16 protein-coding genes are annotated in these 16,002 nt (G+C 73.3%); 8 read left to right on the top strand and 8 right to left on the bottom strand.

Features of this window, described 5'->3' with window-relative positions; translation table 11 throughout:
* Both VT52_RS09770 and VT52_RS09765 read right to left on the bottom strand, forming a co-directional pair.
* Positions 1-654, bottom strand: a 654-nt coding sequence (locus VT52_RS09770) for a maltotransferase domain-containing protein (RefSeq protein WP_143070860.1), incomplete at its 3' end; no start/stop codon positions are given.
* A gap of 108 nt (positions 655-762) precedes the next feature.
* Positions 763-1,062 (bottom strand): DUF5133 domain-containing protein, encoded by a 300-nt coding sequence (locus VT52_RS09765; protein ID WP_046426858.1) that lies wholly within the window; start codon positions 1,060-1,062, stop codon positions 763-765.
* Between the two features lie 304 nt (positions 1,063-1,366).
* Between VT52_RS09765 and VT52_RS09760 the strand changes: the two genes are divergently transcribed.
* Both VT52_RS09760 and glgX read left to right on the top strand, forming a co-directional pair.
* Positions 1,367-1,879, top strand: a complete 513-nt coding sequence (locus VT52_RS09760) for a hypothetical protein (RefSeq protein WP_046426859.1) — start codon at positions 1,367-1,369, stop codon at positions 1,877-1,879.
* On the top strand, positions 1,876-4,056 hold the full coding sequence (glgX, locus tag VT52_RS09755; RefSeq protein WP_107481278.1) for a glycogen debranching protein GlgX: 2,181 nt from the start codon (positions 1,876-1,878) through the stop codon (positions 4,054-4,056). The genes VT52_RS09760 and glgX overlap by 4 nt, the downstream gene beginning before the upstream one ends.
* On the opposite strand, the gene VT52_RS09750 is transcribed toward glgX, so the two are convergent.
* Positions 4,028-4,858 (bottom strand): VOC family protein, encoded by an 831-nt coding sequence (locus tag VT52_RS09750; RefSeq protein ID WP_046426861.1) that lies wholly within the window; start codon positions 4,856-4,858, stop codon positions 4,028-4,030. The two genes, glgX and VT52_RS09750, sit on opposite strands and share 29 nt — an antisense overlap.
* 191 nt (positions 4,859-5,049) lie before the next feature.
* Positions 5,050-5,859: an RNA polymerase sigma factor SigF gene (locus VT52_RS09745; RefSeq protein ID WP_046426863.1), complete on the bottom strand. Its 810-nt coding sequence runs from the start codon at positions 5,857-5,859 to the stop codon at positions 5,050-5,052.
* A 340-nt stretch (positions 5,860-6,199) separates the two neighbouring features.
* Here VT52_RS09745 and VT52_RS09740 point away from each other — a divergent pair, with 340 nt between their 5' ends.
* From VT52_RS09740 to VT52_RS09725, 4 genes are all read left to right on the top strand, one after another.
* Entirely contained in the window at positions 6,200-6,706 is a 507-nt protein-coding gene (locus tag VT52_RS09740; protein ID WP_420856273.1) for a MarR family winged helix-turn-helix transcriptional regulator, read from the top strand.
* Positions 6,703-7,587, top strand: a complete 885-nt coding sequence (locus VT52_RS09735; protein WP_046426865.1) for an ABC transporter ATP-binding protein — start codon at positions 6,703-6,705, stop codon at positions 7,585-7,587. The genes VT52_RS09740 and VT52_RS09735 overlap by 4 nt, the downstream gene beginning before the upstream one ends.
* The gene (locus tag VT52_RS09730; RefSeq protein WP_046426867.1) at positions 7,544-8,407 is read left to right on the top strand and encodes an ABC transporter permease; all 864 of its coding nucleotides are present in this window, start codon (positions 7,544-7,546) and stop codon (positions 8,405-8,407) included. The genes VT52_RS09735 and VT52_RS09730 overlap by 44 nt, the downstream gene beginning before the upstream one ends.
* A 183-nt stretch (positions 8,408-8,590) precedes the next feature.
* Positions 8,591-9,115, top strand: coding sequence for a hypothetical protein (locus VT52_RS09725; protein ID WP_046426868.1), 525 nt, complete (start codon positions 8,591-8,593; stop codon positions 9,113-9,115).
* A 13-nt stretch (positions 9,116-9,128) separates the two neighbouring features.
* Here VT52_RS09725 and hemC read toward each other — a convergent pair whose 3' ends face one another.
* The 4 genes from hemC to VT52_RS09705 form a co-directional block, all read right to left on the bottom strand.
* Complete coding sequence (hemC, locus tag VT52_RS09720) at positions 9,129-10,070, bottom strand: hydroxymethylbilane synthase (RefSeq protein WP_206306475.1); 942 nt, start codon at positions 10,068-10,070, stop codon at positions 9,129-9,131.
* Positions 10,071-10,088: 18 nt separating this feature from the next.
* Positions 10,089-11,045 (bottom strand): ATP-dependent DNA ligase, encoded by a 957-nt coding sequence (locus VT52_RS09715; protein ID WP_079174962.1) that lies wholly within the window; start codon positions 11,043-11,045, stop codon positions 10,089-10,091.
* A gap of 130 nt (positions 11,046-11,175) precedes the next feature.
* The gene (locus tag VT52_RS37885; RefSeq protein ID WP_053055686.1) at positions 11,176-11,955 is read right to left on the bottom strand and encodes a helix-turn-helix domain-containing protein; all 780 of its coding nucleotides are present in this window, start codon (positions 11,953-11,955) and stop codon (positions 11,176-11,178) included.
* A gap of 191 nt (positions 11,956-12,146) precedes the next feature.
* Positions 12,147-12,530, bottom strand: a complete 384-nt coding sequence (locus tag VT52_RS09705) for an SH3 domain-containing protein (protein ID WP_046426872.1) — start codon at positions 12,528-12,530, stop codon at positions 12,147-12,149.
* A 594-nt stretch (positions 12,531-13,124) separates the two neighbouring features.
* Between VT52_RS09705 and VT52_RS09700 the strand changes: the two genes are divergently transcribed.
* Together VT52_RS09700 and VT52_RS09695 are read left to right on the top strand one after the other, a co-directional pair.
* The gene (locus VT52_RS09700) at positions 13,125-13,592 is read left to right on the top strand and encodes a peroxiredoxin (protein ID WP_046426875.1); all 468 of its coding nucleotides are present in this window, start codon (positions 13,125-13,127) and stop codon (positions 13,590-13,592) included.
* 57 nt (positions 13,593-13,649) lie between these two features.
* On the top strand, positions 13,650-15,995 hold the full coding sequence (locus tag VT52_RS09695) for a SpoIIE family protein phosphatase (RefSeq protein WP_046426877.1): 2,346 nt from the start codon (positions 13,650-13,652) through the stop codon (positions 15,993-15,995).
* Positions 15,996-16,002: the final 7 nt, after the last annotated feature.

Here is a 16,002-nt window from a genome sequence, read left to right as displayed (position 1 = left end):
GTGCGGCCGCTCCTTCGTCCCCTCACTGCGCGGGAAGAACTCGTACCAGGAGCCGTAGAGCGCCCGTTCCCGCTCGACCAGCAGCGGCATCGGGTCCGAGGCGGTGACCAGCTCCCGCAGCGGGTGACGGTCCAGGACCTCGCGGACCGCGGGGGACAGCGCGGGCCTGAGGCGCTCGTGGACCGAGAGGCGGTCGTCGCCGAGGGCGCGGGCGGCGGCCGTCACCAGATCGCGCTCCGGGCCCTTGGGCACACCGGCGGCGGCGCGCTCGTACAGCTCGGCGCCCTCCTCCAGGACCAGCCCGGTGTCGATCCCGGCGGGCACCTTCACCGAGGCGGTGTGCCGCCAGGTCGCCAGCGGATGACTCCACGCCTCCACCCTGAAGGTCCAGCGGCCCGTCATGTCCAGGGCGACCTCGGCGCCCCATACGTCGCTGCCGGGGGACACCTCGCGCATCGGCGTCCAGGGGCCGCGCCGGCCCCGGGGATCGCGCAGGACCACATTGGCGCCGACCGCGTCGTGCCCCTCCCGGAACACGGTGGCGGTGACCTGGAAGGCCTCCCCGGTCACCGCCTTCGCCGGGCGCCTGCCGCACTCCACGGCCGGCCGGACGTCACGTACCGGTACACGGCCGATGGCCGGGGTCCTGCGCATGTAATCACCTCCGCCGTGCGCGAAGCCGGGCACCGGCCCGGCTTCGCGATCCGAGAGCGGGGCCGGCCCGTGCCGGTCCCCGAAGGGAACGCCTTGTACGGTGCCGGCTCAGGAGCTCGGCGCCGTGGGACGCCGCTTCGAAGCCGGCGCCCTTCGCACCGGACGGCGCGGCACCGGCCGTCCGTCCTGCTCGCGCAGGTAGGTGACCTGGCTCGTGCGCAGATACCGCTCCGCCGCGTCCGCCGCCTCGCGGGCACAGCGTTTGCCCATCAGAACGCACAAGGTGTACCCCGAGTCCTCGAACGTGGCCCGGACCGTGCGGTCGTACGGCGAGGCGAGCATCACGCGCTCCCACGCCCGGTAACGCCGCAACTGCCGGGCCACTTCGGCCTTGGCGGGTAGCAGCATGGCCCTGTTCACCCTCCACGCTCTCGACTGGGCGCGCTCCCGACGGTCGGGTGGCGTCCGCGCGGGGGTGGGCACGGAACCGTTACGGCGATCGAGGCTTTCACTCATGGTGCACGCGCGTGGACGCAGCGTCTTGTTGGAGCTTCAACCATTGGTGACGGCGGATGCTCGTGTTGCACGAATGGCGTAGTGCCCTCACCGTTGGAGATGACTCAGAAGCGATCACCGCTCACGCTGTGTGTCCGGGATCCCTCCCGGACAGGGCGAGGGGAGCGAGAGCTTCGCCGGTGAGGAGCAAGCGACGATGAAGACCGCAGTGCCCTGCTACTACCACCTCGACGTGGAAGTCAGCCCGGAACGGGTGGGACAGGTCAGCCGCATCCTGGCCGCCCATCTCCGCCACTGGGACCTCGACAATCTCGTGGCCCCCGTCTGCCGCGGCGCCGAACTGCTGCTGCGGGCGATCGACCAGCACGCCCGTGACAAGCACACCTCCATCGAGATGTGGTGGAACGGCCAGCACCTCATCACCGCCTTCGGCGACGACGACCCCGAACTGCGCCCGGACCAGGATCTGCGCGCCTGCCTCGCGGACATCGCCGCCATGAGCGACGGCTGGGGCTGCTGCGCCTCCGAGACCGGAGCCAAGATCATCTGGTTCTCGCAGCGCGCCCGCGCCGGCGAGCGGGTGCCGCTGGTGCCGCTGCCGCCGGAGCCGTTCCTGAGCACGGGTCTGAAGGAGCCGCGCCGGCACCGGGTGGCGGTCCTCGCCGCGCCCGCGCCCGCCGGTGACGACAGCCTGGAGGGCAGCCGGTGAGCGCGCGCACCACCAGGAAAGGGCTGCCCGTCCGGAGCGGGCAGCCCTACCCGTTGGGCGCCTCCTTCGACGGGCAGGGCACCAACTTCGCGCTGTTCAGCGAGGTCGCCGAGCGGGTCGAACTGATCCTCGTGGACGACACCGGCCGGGAGACCTCCGTCCGGCTGCACGAGGTCGACGGCTTCGTCTGGCACGCCTACCTGCCCGGCATCGCGCCCGGCCAGCGCTACGGCTACCGGGTGCACGGCCCCTGGCAGCCCTCGCTCGGCCATCGCTGCAACCCGAGGAAGCTGCTGCTCGACCCCTACGCGCGGGCCGTGGACGGCCAGATCGACAACCACGCCTCCCTGTACGAACGTTCGCCGGACGGCCCGGCCCCCGCCGACAGCGCCGGGCACTCCATGCTGGGCGTGGTCACCGACCCGTACTTCGACTGGGGCGACGACCGGCCGCCGCGCACCGCGTACGCGGACTCCGTGATCTACGAGGCCCATGTGCGCGGACTGACCCGCACCCACCCGGACGTCCCCGAACGGCTGCGCGGCAGCTACGCGGGCCTCGCCCATCCCGCCGTCGTCGAGCACCTGACCTCGCTCGGGGTGACGGCGGTCGAGCTGATGCCGGTGCACCAGTTCGTCCAGGACGGAGTGCTCCAGGACCGGGGCCTGTCCAACTACTGGGGCTACAACACCATCGGCTTCTTCGCGCCGCACAACTCCTACGCCGCCTTCGGCACCCGGGGCCAGCAGGTCGACGAGTTCAAGGCCATGGTGAAGGCGCTGCACGCGGCCGGCCTCGAAGTCATCCTCGACGTGGTCTACAACCACACCGCCGAGGGCAACGAGTTCGGTCCCACCCTGTCCTTCCGGGGCATCGACAACGCCTCCTACTACCGCCTGGTGGACGGGGACTGGGCGCACTACTACGACACCACGGGCACCGGCAACAGCCTGCTGATGCGGCACCCGTACGTGCTCCAGCTGATCATGGACTCGCTGCGCTACTGGGTCACCGAGATGCACGTCGACGGCTTCCGCTTCGACCTCGCGGCCACGCTGGCCCGGCAGTTCCACGAGGTGGACCGGCTCTCGGCGTTCTTCGACCTGATCCAGCAGGACCCGGTGATCAGCCGCGTCAAACTGATCGCCGAGCCCTGGGACGTGGGGGAGGGCGGCTACCAGGTCGGCAACTTCCCGCCGCTGTGGTCGGAGTGGAACGGCAGGTACCGGGACGCCGTACGGGACTTCTGGCGCGCCGAGCCCGGCTCCCTCGGCGAGTTCGCGTCCCGGCTGACCGGCTCCGCCGACCTGTACCAGCACAGCAGGCGCCGGCCGCGGGCGAGCGTCAACTTCGTCACCGCGCACGACGGGTTCACGCTGCGGGACCTGGTGTCGTACAACGACAAGCACAACGAGGCGAACGGGGAGGACAACCGGGACGGGGAGAGCCACAACCGGTCCTGGAACTGCGGCGCCGAGGGGGACACCACCGACCCCGCCGTACTCGGACTGCGGGGCCGCCAGCAGCGCAACCTCCTCGCCACGCTGCTGCTCTCGCAGGGCATCCCCATGCTCTGCCACGGTGACGAGCTGGGGCGCGGTCAGCGCGGCAACAACAACGCGTACTGCCAGGACAACGAGATCTCCTGGGTGGACTGGGAACTCACCGACGAGCAGCGGAACCTGGTGGACTTCACCAGGAACCTCATCGCGCTGCGTGCCGCGCACCCCGTGCTGCGCCGCCGCCGCTTCTTCCGCGGGGAGACCGCGACGAACGCCGCGCAGCCGCTGCCGGACCTGACGTGGCTGCGGCCCGACGCCCGAGAGATGACCGGGCGGGACTGGCAGCGCGGCGACGCGCACTCCGTCGGCGTGTTCCTCAACGGCGACGCGATCGCCGAACGGGACCCGCACGGGGGGCGGTTGGTGGACGATTCCTTCCTGCTCCTCCTCAACGGGTACTGGGAGCCGGTGGTCTTCCGCCTGCCCGACGACACCTTCGCCGAGCGCTGGACCACCCTCGTCGACACGGCCGACCCGGACGGCGTCCCCGACGAACGCGAACGCAAGGCGGGCACGAGGCTCAGGGTGGAGGCGCGGAGCCTGGTGCTGCTGACGCGTCCGTCGAGGCAGGTGGGCCGGCGCGTCCTCAGCGCGCCGGCCGGGACATCACGGTGAACTGGGCGCCGTCGGCGTCCCGGAGGATCGCTTCCGTGTCGTTCTCCTTCAGGACGCTGCCCCCGTGCTTCTCCGCCGCCCGCGCGCATCCCGGTACGTCCGCCACCGCGAAGTGGATCTGCCAGTGCGGTCGTACCGACGGGTCCGGGGCGGCCTCCACCGCGCCCGAGTCGATCCGGGCCACGGCGTCCCCCTGACTGCGCAGGACGACCTCGTCGCCGTCGTACTCGACCTCGCAGCACCCCGGCTTCCCGGACGCCCAGTCGAGGATCTCGCCGTAGAACAGCGCGGAGTCGAAGGCGTCACGGGTGTGCAGCCGGATGAACGTGGGCGCCGCCCGCCGCCACGCCTCCCAGTTGGAGACCAGCTCCCCCTGCCAGATCCCGAACGTCGCCCCGTCGCGGTCGGCGAGCAGCGCGGCCCGGCCCGGCGGGAAGGACAGTGGTCCGACCGCCGCCGTACCACCGCGCTCCCGTGCCCGCGCCACCGCCACATCGGCGTCCGGCACCGCGAAGTACGGTGTCCACGCCACCGCCATCTGCCACATCGTGGCCACCGCGGCGATCCCGGCCACCGGCACCCCGTCGGCCAGCGCGACCCGGAAGTGCTCGCCGAGCTTCGCGCCGCGCCAGCGCCACCCCAGCACGGCCGTGTAGAAGTCCTGGGTGGCCTGGAGGTCGCGGCTGGTCAGGCTCACCCAGCACGGGGCGCCGAAGACGGAGTGCGTGGAGACGACCGCACGCGTCCGCTTCCCGCGCCCGGTGCCGTTCGCTCCGTCGCTGACAGGGGTTTCTCGGTTCATGTTCGGTAAGTCCTGCTCTCGGGTGCCGGGGGTCACCGCTCTGGCTCCAGTGTCCAACCGGAATCGGGTGGGGCGCCTGTCGAGCGTCTCCGTCCGCAGATCCCCCGCCCGCGGATCCCCGGCGCACCGGTATCAGGCCGGGCGGCACGGAGCCCGCCCCGCGGCGGCCGGGACTCCGCCGAAGCGGAACGTCACCGAGTCTCCGGCAGCAGTTCCTCCCGCAGCCGGTCGAAGCAACCGCTGAGCAGCCGCGACACGTGCATCTGCGAGATCCCCAGCTGCTGCGCGATCCGGTTCTGCGTCATGCCCCGGAAGAACCGCAGGTAGAGAATGGTCCGCTCACGCTCCGGCAGCGCGGCGAGGCACGGTCTGACGGCCGCCCGGTCCACCACGAGGTCGTACCCGGGATCAGGGCCGCCCAGCGAGTCCCCGAGGGCGTACCCGTCCGTGCCCGCCACCTCGGCGTCCAGGGACAGCGCGGAGAAGCACTCCAGCGCCTCCATCCCGGCGCGCACCTCGTCCTCGTCGAGCCGGGTGTGCTCGGCTATCTCGGCCACCGTGGGCGGCCGGCCCGGCGTGGACTGGGACAGCTCCTTCACGGCCGTTCGGACCCGGTTGCGCAGATCCTGGACCCGGCGGGGTACATGCAGCGTCCACATGTGGTCCCGGAAGTGCCGCTTGATCTCACCGGTGATGGTGGGCACCGCGTACGCCTCGAAGGCGCGGCCGCGCTCGGGGTCGTAGTGGTCGACGGCCTTCACCAGGCCCAGCGCGGCCACCTGGTACAGATCCTCCAGGGACTCCCCGCGGCCGCGGAACCGCACGGCGATCCGCTCGGCCATGGGCAGCCACAGCCGCACCAGTTCGTCCCGCAGCGCCCGTCGCTCGGGGCCGTCGGGCAGCTCCACGAGCCGCGCGAAGGACTCGCCCGTGTCGGGCGCGTCGTCATGTGGATGAGGGTGGGTTCTGGGCCTGGGGCTGGTGCTGCCAGTGACACGCATCGCGCGCACCTCTCTCGCCGGTGCCGGTTGGACAAGACACCGTGGGAGGCGCGCGCTCGGTCACGGGAAAGGACTCGGGGGCTTCAGGCCGCGCTGAGGGCCTGCTCCCACGGAAGTGCCTCCTGTCCGAAGCACATAGGTGCGTTTTCCCGCTCCCGGACATCACAAAACAATTCGTCCGATAACCGAAAGAATCGTGCGAGTGTCTTGACCGCCTCTTGGGGTCGCCCGAGGAGTGATATCTCTGTATCAGAGGTAATCTTCAGAAGTGGTAGACGAAGCGGTACGCGGACCCGGCGGCGACCCGCCGCCCGAGGCGTCCGGGACCTTCCCGGCAGAGCTGACCGACACCCTTGTCGGCATCCAGCGGCTGATCCGGCGCCGGCTGCGCGGCGGTCTGACGGGGCCCCGGCTGCGCGGCGCCGAGGTGGAGCTGCTGCGGCTGATCGAGTCCCGCCCGGGTATCGGCGTCTCGGAGGCCGCCAGGGAACTGCACCTGGCCGGCAATTCCGTCTCGACGCTGGTCAACCAGCTCGTGCGGGCCGAGTACCTGGTCCGGGAGACCGACCCCGCCGACCGGCGGGCCGCGCGGCTGCGGCTGACCGGGGCCGCCGAGAAGCGCCTGGAGGACTGGCACCGCCGCCGCGCCGAGCTGGTCGGCGGCCGTCTCGCCCGGCTCGACGGGGCCGACCACGACGCCCTGCGCGCGGCCCTCCCGGCCCTGCGCAGGCTCGCCGATCTGCTGCACGAGGACCCCGAGGCGGACGACGGCCCGGCGGGGCCGGAGGCCGCGCCCGCCGGGGCGGGAGTTCCCGGGGGACCCTGGACGGAGGGCACGCCATCATGACGACCGACCCGGCGGACACGTCCGCCACCCCGGCACCGGCGGCCGCCGGCCCGGCCGCTGTCCGCGAGGCCGTCAGCTGCGCCGGACTGACCTACGCCTTCGGTGGGACCAGGGCCGTGGACGACCTCGACCTGGGCGTCCACGAGGGCGAGGTCTTCGGGCTGCTCGGACCGAACGGCGCCGGCAAGACCACCGCCATCCGCTGCGTCACCACCCTGCTGCCGGTCCCCGCCGGCACGGTCCGCGTCTTCGGGCACGACGCCGCCAGGGAGCGCATGGCGGTGCGCCGCCTGCTCGGCTACGTCCCGCAGCAGCTGTCCGCGGACGGCGGGCTCACCGGGCGCGAGAACGTCGCCCTGTTCGCCCGGGTGTTCGACGTGCCGCGCCGCGAGCGCGCCGCGCGCGTAGACCTGGCGCTCCGTGCCGTCGACCTCTGCGACGCCGTCGATCGGCTCGCCGCCACCTACTCCGGCGGCATGGTCCGCCGTCTCGAACTCGCCCAGGCCCTGGTCAGCGCCCCCCGGCTGCTGATCCTGGACGAGCCGACCATCGGCCTGGACCCGATCGCCCGCACCGGCGTGTGGGAGCACATCAACGCCGTGCGCGAGGCGACCGGCATGACCGTCCTCGTCACCACCCACTACATGGACGAGGCCGACCAGTACTGCGACCGGGTCGGCCTGATGCACCGCGGCCGCGTCCGCGCCCTCGGCACCCCGGAGGAACTGCGCCGCGGCCTCGCCGAACGCGAGGCCACCGACACCCTGCCCACGCTGGAGGACGTCTTCCGCGACGTCGCCGGCAGCGGCCTCGACGACAACACCGGAGGAGGTTTCCGTGAAGTCCGGAGCACCCGCCGCACCGCACGCCGCGTCGGCTGACCGCACCCCCGGCGAGGACACCGCCCTGCTGCTCACCCCTCCCGTGCCCCGGGCCGGCTGGCGGCTGCTGCCCGCGCGGGTGATCGCCATGTGCGCCGTGGAGCTCCAGAAGCTGCGCCACGACCGCACCGAGCTGTACACCCGCGCCGTCCAGCCCGCCCTGTGGCTGCTGATCTTCGGTCAGACCTTCACCCGTATCCGGGCGATCCCCACCGGCGGCATCCCGTACATCGACTACATGGCCCCCGGCATCATCGCCCAGTCCGCCATGTTCATCGCGATCTTCTACGGCATCCAGATCATCTGGGAGCGGGACGCGGGCATCCTGAACAAGCTGCTCGTCACCCCGACCCCGCGCTCGGCGCTGATCACCGGCAAGGCGTTCGCGGCCGGTGTGAAGTCGCTGGTGCAGGCGGTCGTGGTGATCGTGATCGCCGCGCTGCTCGGTGTCGCCCTCACCTGGAACCCGCTGAAGCTGCTCGGCGTCGCCCTCGCGGTGGTCCTCGCCTCGGTGTTCTTCTCCTGCCTCTCGATGACGATCGCGGGCATCGTGCTCAGCCGCGACCGGCTGATGGGGTTCGGGCAGGCGATCACCATGCCGCTCTTCTTCGGCTCCAACGCCCTGTATCCCGTCTCCGTCATGCCGGGCTGGCTCCAGGCCGTCAGCAAGGCCAACCCGCTGAGCTACCAAGTCGACGCGCTGCGCGGACTGCTGCTCGGCACGCCCGCACATCTCGGCGCCGATTTCGGGGTGCTGGCGATCGCCGCCGCGCTCGGCATCACGGCGGCCTCCTCACTGCTCGGCCGGCTGGCCCGGTGATCCCGCCGGGAACGTGATGTGCGGCACGCACCGCGGCGCGCCGGAAACCGGCTCGGGGGGATTCTTCCTGGGCAGCGCTTGATCGGCGATCAAAGCGGGTGAACCCCCTGGCCACGGTGCATTCCGCTCATTTGACAGTGCGCTGAGCCCACAGATAGACACTCGGGGGTCGAGAGGGGCACTGTGTACGAGCCGAACGTGGTCGGTGACTGGCAGGAGTACGAGGAGCATGCCGGTCTGCGGGTCCGCGTCCACCGCCTGGAGGCCGCCGAACCCCCGCGCGGACGCGACGACGCCGCGGCCGGGCTGACGTACTTCAGTGTCCGGGTGACGATCGAGAACCGCGGCGCCCGGCACTTCGGGGTCCACCTGGAGGACGGGCAGCTCGACGTCCGGGTCGGACCGGACGGCGAGGGCGCGTTCATCGACTGGCGCAACTCGCAGTTCATCGAGGGCTTCGACGTGTACCCGCTGCGCCGGGCCACCGCCGTCCTCTACGCCGCCGCTCCCGAGGCCGCGCTCACCCACGTGGACGTCCAGGTGCAGCTGCGGGTGGACGAGGAGTGGACCGAGCGCCGGCTGTGGGCCGGCGGCACCGGCGTCCAGGAGGCGACCGCGCAGGCCGCCCCCGTCGGTTCCGGCCAGGGCGACCTGGCCCACCAGGTCAGCGCCTTCCTGAAGGAGCAGACGGAGCCCGGCACCGCCTGAGCCCCGGCCCCGCTCAGTGCGGGATGCCGTCGATGATCTCCCGCGCGCCCTGCCGCAGCAGCGCCACCGCGACCGAGGTGCCGAGTGTGGCCGGGTCGAGCCGGCCCGCCCACTCGTGGGCGTTCAGCCGCGTCTTCCCGTCGGGTGTGAACACACAGGCCCGCAGGGAGAGTTCGCCGCCGCCGTCCACGCGCGCGTACCCGGAGATCGGGCTGTTGCAGTGGCCCTGCAGCACATGCAGGAACATCCGCTCGGCCGTCGCCTCGCGGTGGGTGTCCGGGTCGCCGAGCCCGCTGACCGCGTCGATCAGCTCGGTGTCGTCCTCCCGACACTGCAGCGCGAGGATGCCCGCGCCGATCGGCGGCATCATCGTCTCCGGGGACAGCACCTCGCTGATCACGTCGGCGCGTCCGATGCGCTCCAGGCCGGCCACCGCGAGCAGCAGCGCGTCCGCCTCGCCGTCGGCCAGCTTCTGGAGCCTGCGGTTGGCGTTGCCGCGGAACGGCACGCACTCCAGATGCGGGTGGGTGGCGGCCAGTTGGGCGATCTTGCGTACCGCGGAAGTGCCGATCCGGGTGCCGGCCGGCAGCTCGTCCAGGGTGAGGCCGCCCGGGTGCACCAGCGCGTCGCGGATGTCGTCCCGCTTCAGGAAGGCGGCGAACACCGTCCCGGCGGGCAGCGGCCGGTCCGCGGGCACGTCCTTCACGCAGTGCACCGCGAGATCCGCCGCCCCGGCCAGCAGGGCCGCGTCGACCTCCTTGGTGAACGCCCCCTTGCCCTCGACCTGGGCCAGATCGCCGAGCCACTTGTCGCCGGTGGTCCGCACGGGGACGACCTCGGTGCGCACGCCCGGGTGCAGGGCGGTCAACTCGGCGCGCACCCGCTCCACTTGAGCCAGGGCCATGGGCGAGTCACGGGAGACGATTCGGATCAGTTCGGGAACCGGCATGCGCACACGATAGACCTTCGCGCCTCACGCAGGGTCCCCGGGCAGGTCCGCCGCCGAGTCCATCGGGGTGAGATCCGGGCGCAGCCGCAGCCAGGACGGCTGACGCAGCAGTCCCGCCCGGGTGCGGGTGCTGTAGCCGACCTCGCCGACCAGGCGGGGCAGCACCCAGCGCGCGCCCGGGACGCGGGGGGCCGGCTCGAAGGGGCAGCGCCCGCTCGCCGCCTCCGCGAGCAGAGCGGCCAGCCGCGTCCGCTCCGCCTCGCTCCAGCCGGTGCCCACCCCGCCGACGTACCGCAGCCGGCCGGCCGCGTCCCGCTGGCCCACCAGCACCGCGCCGGGCAGCCCGGTCAGCCGGCCCTTGCCGGGCAGCCAGCCGCCCACGATGACGTCCTCGGCGCGCATGTTGCGGATCTTGATCCAGGCGCGTGAGCGGACCCCGGGCTCGTACACCGAGTCGAGCCGCTTGCAGACCAGGCCCTCCAGCCCGTGCTCCCGGGTCGCCGCGAGCGCCTGGGCGCCGTGCCCGGTCACCGCGCCGGGCGTCGACCAGTACGGCCCGGACAGCCCCAGTTCCATCAGCCGGGCCCGGCGCCGCACGTACGGCTCCCGCAGCAGCGGCCCCGCCAGGTACGGCACGTCGAACAGCACCAGGTGCACCGGCACCCGGGCGGCCCTCCGCGCCGCGCGGGCGGGCGAGTGGGCGAGGCCCATCCGGCTCTGGAGGAGCTGGAAATCGGCCCGGCCCTCGGGGTCCAGGGCCAGCACCTCGCCGTCGAGCACCGCGGGAGTGGTGCCCAGCGCGGCGCCCAGCGGCGCCAGTTCGGGGTACGCCCCGGTGATCACCTCGCCCGAACGGGCGCGCAGCACCAGACTGCCGTCCCCGGGCAGGTAGCCCATCACCCGCTGCCCGTCCTGCTTGGTCTCGTACGCCCAGCGCGCGTCCTGCGCGGCGGGCGGCAGCGAGCCGGGGGTGGCGAGCATCGGCGCGATGAACGGCAGGTCTACGGCGGTCACGGCAGAAGTTGTCGACCGATCGGGGCCCTGCCACGCGCCTTCGGCCCCCGGTTCCCCTGAACGGGGTGCCCCGTGCAGCCGCGGCCCGGGCGGCAGGTCAGTCCACCGGCGCCGGCGGCGCGTCCGCGTCCAGGCCCGTGCACGCCACCCTGCCGCCCACCTCGGCGCAGGCCTCCACCCCCTGCGGCGAACCCACCGGCAGCATCGGGCTGTTGACGCCGATCAGATCATCGGCCGGATAGCTCGCGGAGAGGATGTCGTCGCCCGCGCGCACCGACACCTCCCGGGCCTGCCGGCCGCGCACCCGCACCTCCGACCAGGCGGTACCGCAGGACGGTGAGTAGCGCAGCCGTACGGCATAGGCGCGGTCGGTGACCCTGCTCCTGGTCTGCGCGTCCCGGGCACACGCCGAGGCGTCGGGCAACTCGCCCTGGCAGGAGGCCCCGTGACAGCGCGGCACCTCGCCGAGGGGCTGGGCCACCGGCGCGGATCCCGGGCGCCCGGACAGGGCCACGGCCGCGGCCACCGCCGTGGCCGCGCCGCACAGCGCGAGTGCCGACACGGGGATCCACAGCGGGAGCCGGGGCGGGCGCCGGCCGCCGGGGCCCGCCTGGGGCGGCTCCGGGGGAGCGGCCTCGTCGGCCGCCTCCCACAGTGCCAGTACGGCCGTGGCGTCGGCGTCGGCCAGCCGGCACAGGGCCTCCACCGCGGGCCGCGGCGGCCGCTTGCCGCCCGAGAGATAGCGGTGCCAGGCGGACTTGCTGTACGGGGTGCGTGCGGCGAGCGCCGCCAGGCTCAGCCCCGTACGGTCCTTCAGCTCACGCAGTCTCACCGGCAGCGACTCGTCCGGCGCGGTCGGTCCTTGGGGGTGCCGCATCGTGCGTTCCTCGACTCCCGTTCCCCTATGGGCGTTTCGCCCCTGATGCCGGGATGGTTTCCCTGCCGGACGCCCGCTGCAACACCGGACGAGGTATGGGCCGGGTCAAGCGCCTGCATGCCGAAGGCCTGTTCGGGACGCGGCTCCCGGACAGGCCCTCGGTGGTCAGTCGTCGGTGCGGCGGATGCCCGTCAGCACCAGGGGACGTACCCCCGGGTGGTCACGTAGTGGGCGGAGACGTAGCCCCGGCGCTGGGAGAGCCGGTACCAGATGTGGTTGCCGTACACCCGGGACCCGTAGGTCTTGCAGCTGACCGAGACGAGCCGGCCGGTGTGCCGGCTGCCCACCACCCGGTAGCCGGTTCCCGGGCCGGAGCGGACGTTGAGCCGGATGCCGCGGGTGGTGACCCGGCCGGTCCGGTAGGGGTGGCTGCGGACGGGGTGCTGCGGGGCGGCGACGGCGGCCACCGGGCGCGCGGCGACGGTGCTCGCCGCGGCGGCGCCGGCCGTCACGGGCAGCAGTGCGAGCACCGCGGCCGCGGCCGGCAGAACGCTCTTGAGGGCCCGACGGATCATGGAAACCTCCGGCTGTCGATCTCGTGACCACGAACCGTGATCACGCCGCCCAGCCTTGCCGTGCGAACCCGTCACCATGCCGTTTCCGTGTCCCCCGGGACGGCGTGGGACGTCCCGGGGGACGCGCGGCGGGCCTGATCTCGGGGGAGGCGCGGGAGCCGGGCGGACGTGCCGGAGCGATCCGGTCCGTGCCGCGCTGGCCGCCGGGACGGAAGGGCCGGGCCGGGCGAGGTCCGCGTGGACGCGACGTCATGCCGGTGTCCGTGTCCGGGTCCGCGTCCTCGTCCTCGCCGTCCGGCCCGGACGCGGCTCCCCCGGGGCCGCCGGGACCGGGCGCGCCCTCACCCCCTCACCCGCACCCGGCATCCTGTCCGGGGCGCTCCGGCTCGGGGCCGAGGCCGCGCACGTGACCTCGCGTACTCGGGCGGGACTGACGTCGCGGCGGGTGCGCCGGCGGTGGCCGGGCCCGAGGGACGGGGGCCGGCCGTGGACCGGGGGCTTTGCGGAGAAGGGGAAGGAGTCGCGCGAACGGGCCACCCGGCGGCTTACCGTCCAGTAATATCCGGCGGCAGGCCACCAGAGGAGGAACCGGTCATGAGCGAGCGTGTCGAGGTCGGGGACAAGGCGGAGGACTTCGCCCTCCCCGACGAGTCCGGGACCGTCCGAAGCCTCGGCGAACTGCTCGCCGACGGACCCCTGGTCCTCTTCTTCTACCCCGCCGCCCTCACCCCGGGCTGCACCGCCGAGGCCTGCCACTTCCGTGACCTGGCCGCCGAGTTCGCCGCGCTCGGCGCCCGGCCCGTCGGCATCAGCGGTGACGACGTCGACAAGCAGCGGGAGTTCGCCGGGCGGCACGCGCTCGGCATGCCGCTCCTGTCCGACGCCGACGGCACGGTCCGCGAGCGGTTCGGGGTCAGGCGCGGTTTCACCCTCGCCCCCACCAAGCGCGTCACCTTCGTCATCGCCGAGGACCGCACCGTGCTGGAGATCGTCCGCAGCGAGCTGCGCATGAACACCCACGCCGACAAGGCCCTCGCCGCCCTGCGTGCCCACCGGGCCTGACCCGGCTCGCGGCCCCCGCGCTTGAGGAGCCGCGACAATCGGATCATTCTGGGCCTTATGGACCGTGTCGCCGCCGTGGCGATCATCGACACCCGGGGCCGGGTGACCGGGTGGAGCGAGGGCGCTCGGCTGCTCACGGGCCACCCGGCCGAGGAGATCGTGGGCCGCCCCGCGGCGGATCTGCTCGCCGCGGAACTCCCCGGAGAGGCCCTCGCCGCCCGCACGGGGACGTGGCACGGCACCGTCGCCCTGCGCCACCGCGACGGCCACCGCCTCGACCTCGTGATCACCGCCTGCCCTCTCGACGACGGCGCCGGACGGCCCGCGGGCCACGCCGTCACGGCCGAACCGCCCGGCGTCGCGCTCGCCGCACAGGCTTTCGAGCAGGCGTCCATGTCGATGTCCGTCTTCGACCTCCAGCAGCGCTACCTGCGCCTCAACGACGCCGCCTGCAAGGTCATCGGCGTCCCAGAGGAGGGGCTGACCGGCCGGTTCTTCCTGGACACCGTGGCCGACACCGAGTCCAACCGGGGCTTCCTCCGCCATCTCCGCGAGGTCGCCGAGGCCGGCCTGCCCGTACGCTTCGAGAACTTCGCCGCCGCGCCCGCGCTGAACCGGGAGCACTTCTGGAGCCTGGAGATGTGGCCGCTGCGCGACGCCTCCGGCACCCAGACCGCGGTCGCCCTGGCCGCCTACGACAACAACGAGCAGTACTGGGCCAGACGCCGGCTCGCCCTGCTCAACGAGGCCGCCACCCGCATCGGCACCACCCTCGACGTGGTGCGCACCGCCGAGGAGCTGATCGAGATCCTCGTGCCACGCTACGCCGACTTCGCGACCGTCGACCTGCTCGACTGGGTGCTCGGCGCCGACGAGCCCCCGATGGTCGCCGTGGAGGACGCCGAGCTGCGCCGCGTCGCCTACAAGTCCACCCGGCCGGGCACCCCCGGACTGGCCGTACGGATCGGCGAGACCCAGATCTACCGGCCCCCCGCACCGCCGGCCTGCGCGCTGCGCGAAGGGCACGCGATCCTCAGCCAGGCGGGCGAGCCGGGATTCCGGGCCTGGCTCGCGGACCGCAACGCACGCGCGCCCCGGGGCCGGCGCTTCCGGGAGGACGTCCACTCCATGATCGCCGTACCGCTGCGTGCCCGCGGCACCACCCTGGGCGTCGCGGTCTGCGTCCGGCTGACCCATCCGGAGGACTACGGCCCCGACGACGCCGTCTTCGCCGAGGAACTGGCCAGCCGCGCCGCCGTCTGCATCGACAACGCCCGCCGCTTCGCCCGCGAACGCAGCACCGCCCTCGCCCTCCAGCACAGCCTGCTGCCGAGCCGGCTGCCCGGACAGGCCGCCCTCGACGTGGCCCACCGCTATCTGCCGTGCGGTTCGCAGGCCGGGATCGGCGGCGACTGGTTCGACGTCATCCCGCTCTCCGGCGGGCGGGTCGGACTGGTCGTCGGAGACGTGGTGGGCCACGGCATCAGCTCCTCGGCCACCATGGGCCGGCTGCGCACCGCCGTGCGCACGCTCGCCGATGTCGACCTGCCGCCCGACGAACTCCTCACCCACCTCGACGACCTGGTGACGCACCTCGCCGCCGAGAACGGCCGCGAGGAGGTCGCCGAGATCGGCGCCACCTGCGTGTACGCCGTCTACGACCCCGTCTCGCGCCGGCTCACGCTCGCCACCGCCGGTCATCCGGCCCCGTTCCTCGTCCTGCCGGGCGGCGACGGCGCCGAGCTCGTGCCCATGAGCGCCGGGCCGCCCCTCGGCATCGGCGGACTGCCCTTCGAGGCGACGGAGCTGGAGCTGCCCGAGGGCTCCGTGGTGGCCCTGTTCACCGACGGCCTGGTCGCCCACCGCGCCGGGAGGCCGGACGGCGCCGACGACGAGCTGCGCCGCGCCGTCGGGGCACCCGCCGACTCCCTGGACGCCCTCGCCGACGGCGTCCTCAAGGCCGTACTGCCCGAGCAGCCCCGCGACGACGTGGCCCTGCTGCTGGTGCGCACCCGCGCCCTCGGCGCCGACCGGGTCGCCACCTGGGACGTCCCCGCCCACCCCGCCCAGGTCGCCGTGGTCCGGCAGGCCGCGGGCGAGCAACTGGCCGCCTGGGGGCTGGAGGAGGCCGCCTTCGTCACCGAACTGGTCGTCAGCGAACTCGTCACCAACGCCATCCGCTACGGCGAACCGCCCGTCCAGCTGAGGCTGATCCGCGACCGCGCCCTCATCTGCGAGGTCTCCGACGCCAGTTCCACCTCCCCGCACCTGCGCCGCGCGCACGCCTACGACGAGGGCGGCCGGGGACTGCTGCTGGTCGCCCAGCTCACCCAGCGCTGGGGGAGCAGGCAGACGGGCGCGGGCAAGACCATCTGGGCCGAACAGCCGCTCCCCGACGCCTGACCGGCCC

This window comes from Streptomyces malaysiense (assembly GCF_000980885.2).
GTDB lineage: Bacteria > Actinomycetota > Actinomycetes > Streptomycetales > Streptomycetaceae > Streptomyces > Streptomyces malaysiense.
The sequence above is the reverse complement of the archived record's forward strand: the minus strand, read 5'-3'. Positions and strand labels throughout refer to the sequence as shown.

Coding starts and splice junctions, on each gene's coding strand:
- VT52_RS09765 (WP_046426858.1), bottom strand. CDS start 1,062: ATGCTGCTACCCGCCAAGGCCGAAGTGGCCCGGCAGTTGCGGCGTTAC.
- VT52_RS09760 (WP_046426859.1), top strand. CDS start 1,367: ATGAAGACCGCAGTGCCCTGCTACTACCACCTCGACGTGGAAGTCAGC.
- VT52_RS09735 (WP_046426865.1), top strand. CDS start 6,703: ATGACGACCGACCCGGCGGACACGTCCGCCACCCCGGCACCGGCGGCC.
- VT52_RS09700 (WP_046426875.1), top strand. CDS start 13,125: ATGAGCGAGCGTGTCGAGGTCGGGGACAAGGCGGAGGACTTCGCCCTC.
- VT52_RS09715 (WP_079174962.1), bottom strand. CDS start 11,045: ATGCTCGCCACCCCCGGCTCGCTGCCGCCCGCCGCGCAGGACGCGCGC.
- VT52_RS09695 (WP_046426877.1), top strand. CDS start 13,650: ATGGACCGTGTCGCCGCCGTGGCGATCATCGACACCCGGGGCCGGGTG.
- VT52_RS09750 (WP_046426861.1), bottom strand. CDS start 4,858: ATGAACCGAGAAACCCCTGTCAGCGACGGAGCGAACGGCACCGGGCGC.
- VT52_RS09745 (WP_046426863.1), bottom strand. CDS start 5,859: ATGCGTGTCACTGGCAGCACCAGCCCCAGGCCCAGAACCCACCCTCAT.
- VT52_RS09705 (WP_046426872.1), bottom strand. CDS start 12,530: ATGATCCGTCGGGCCCTCAAGAGCGTTCTGCCGGCCGCGGCCGCGGTG.
- VT52_RS37885 (WP_053055686.1), bottom strand. CDS start 11,955: ATGCGGCACCCCCAAGGACCGACCGCGCCGGACGAGTCGCTGCCGGTG.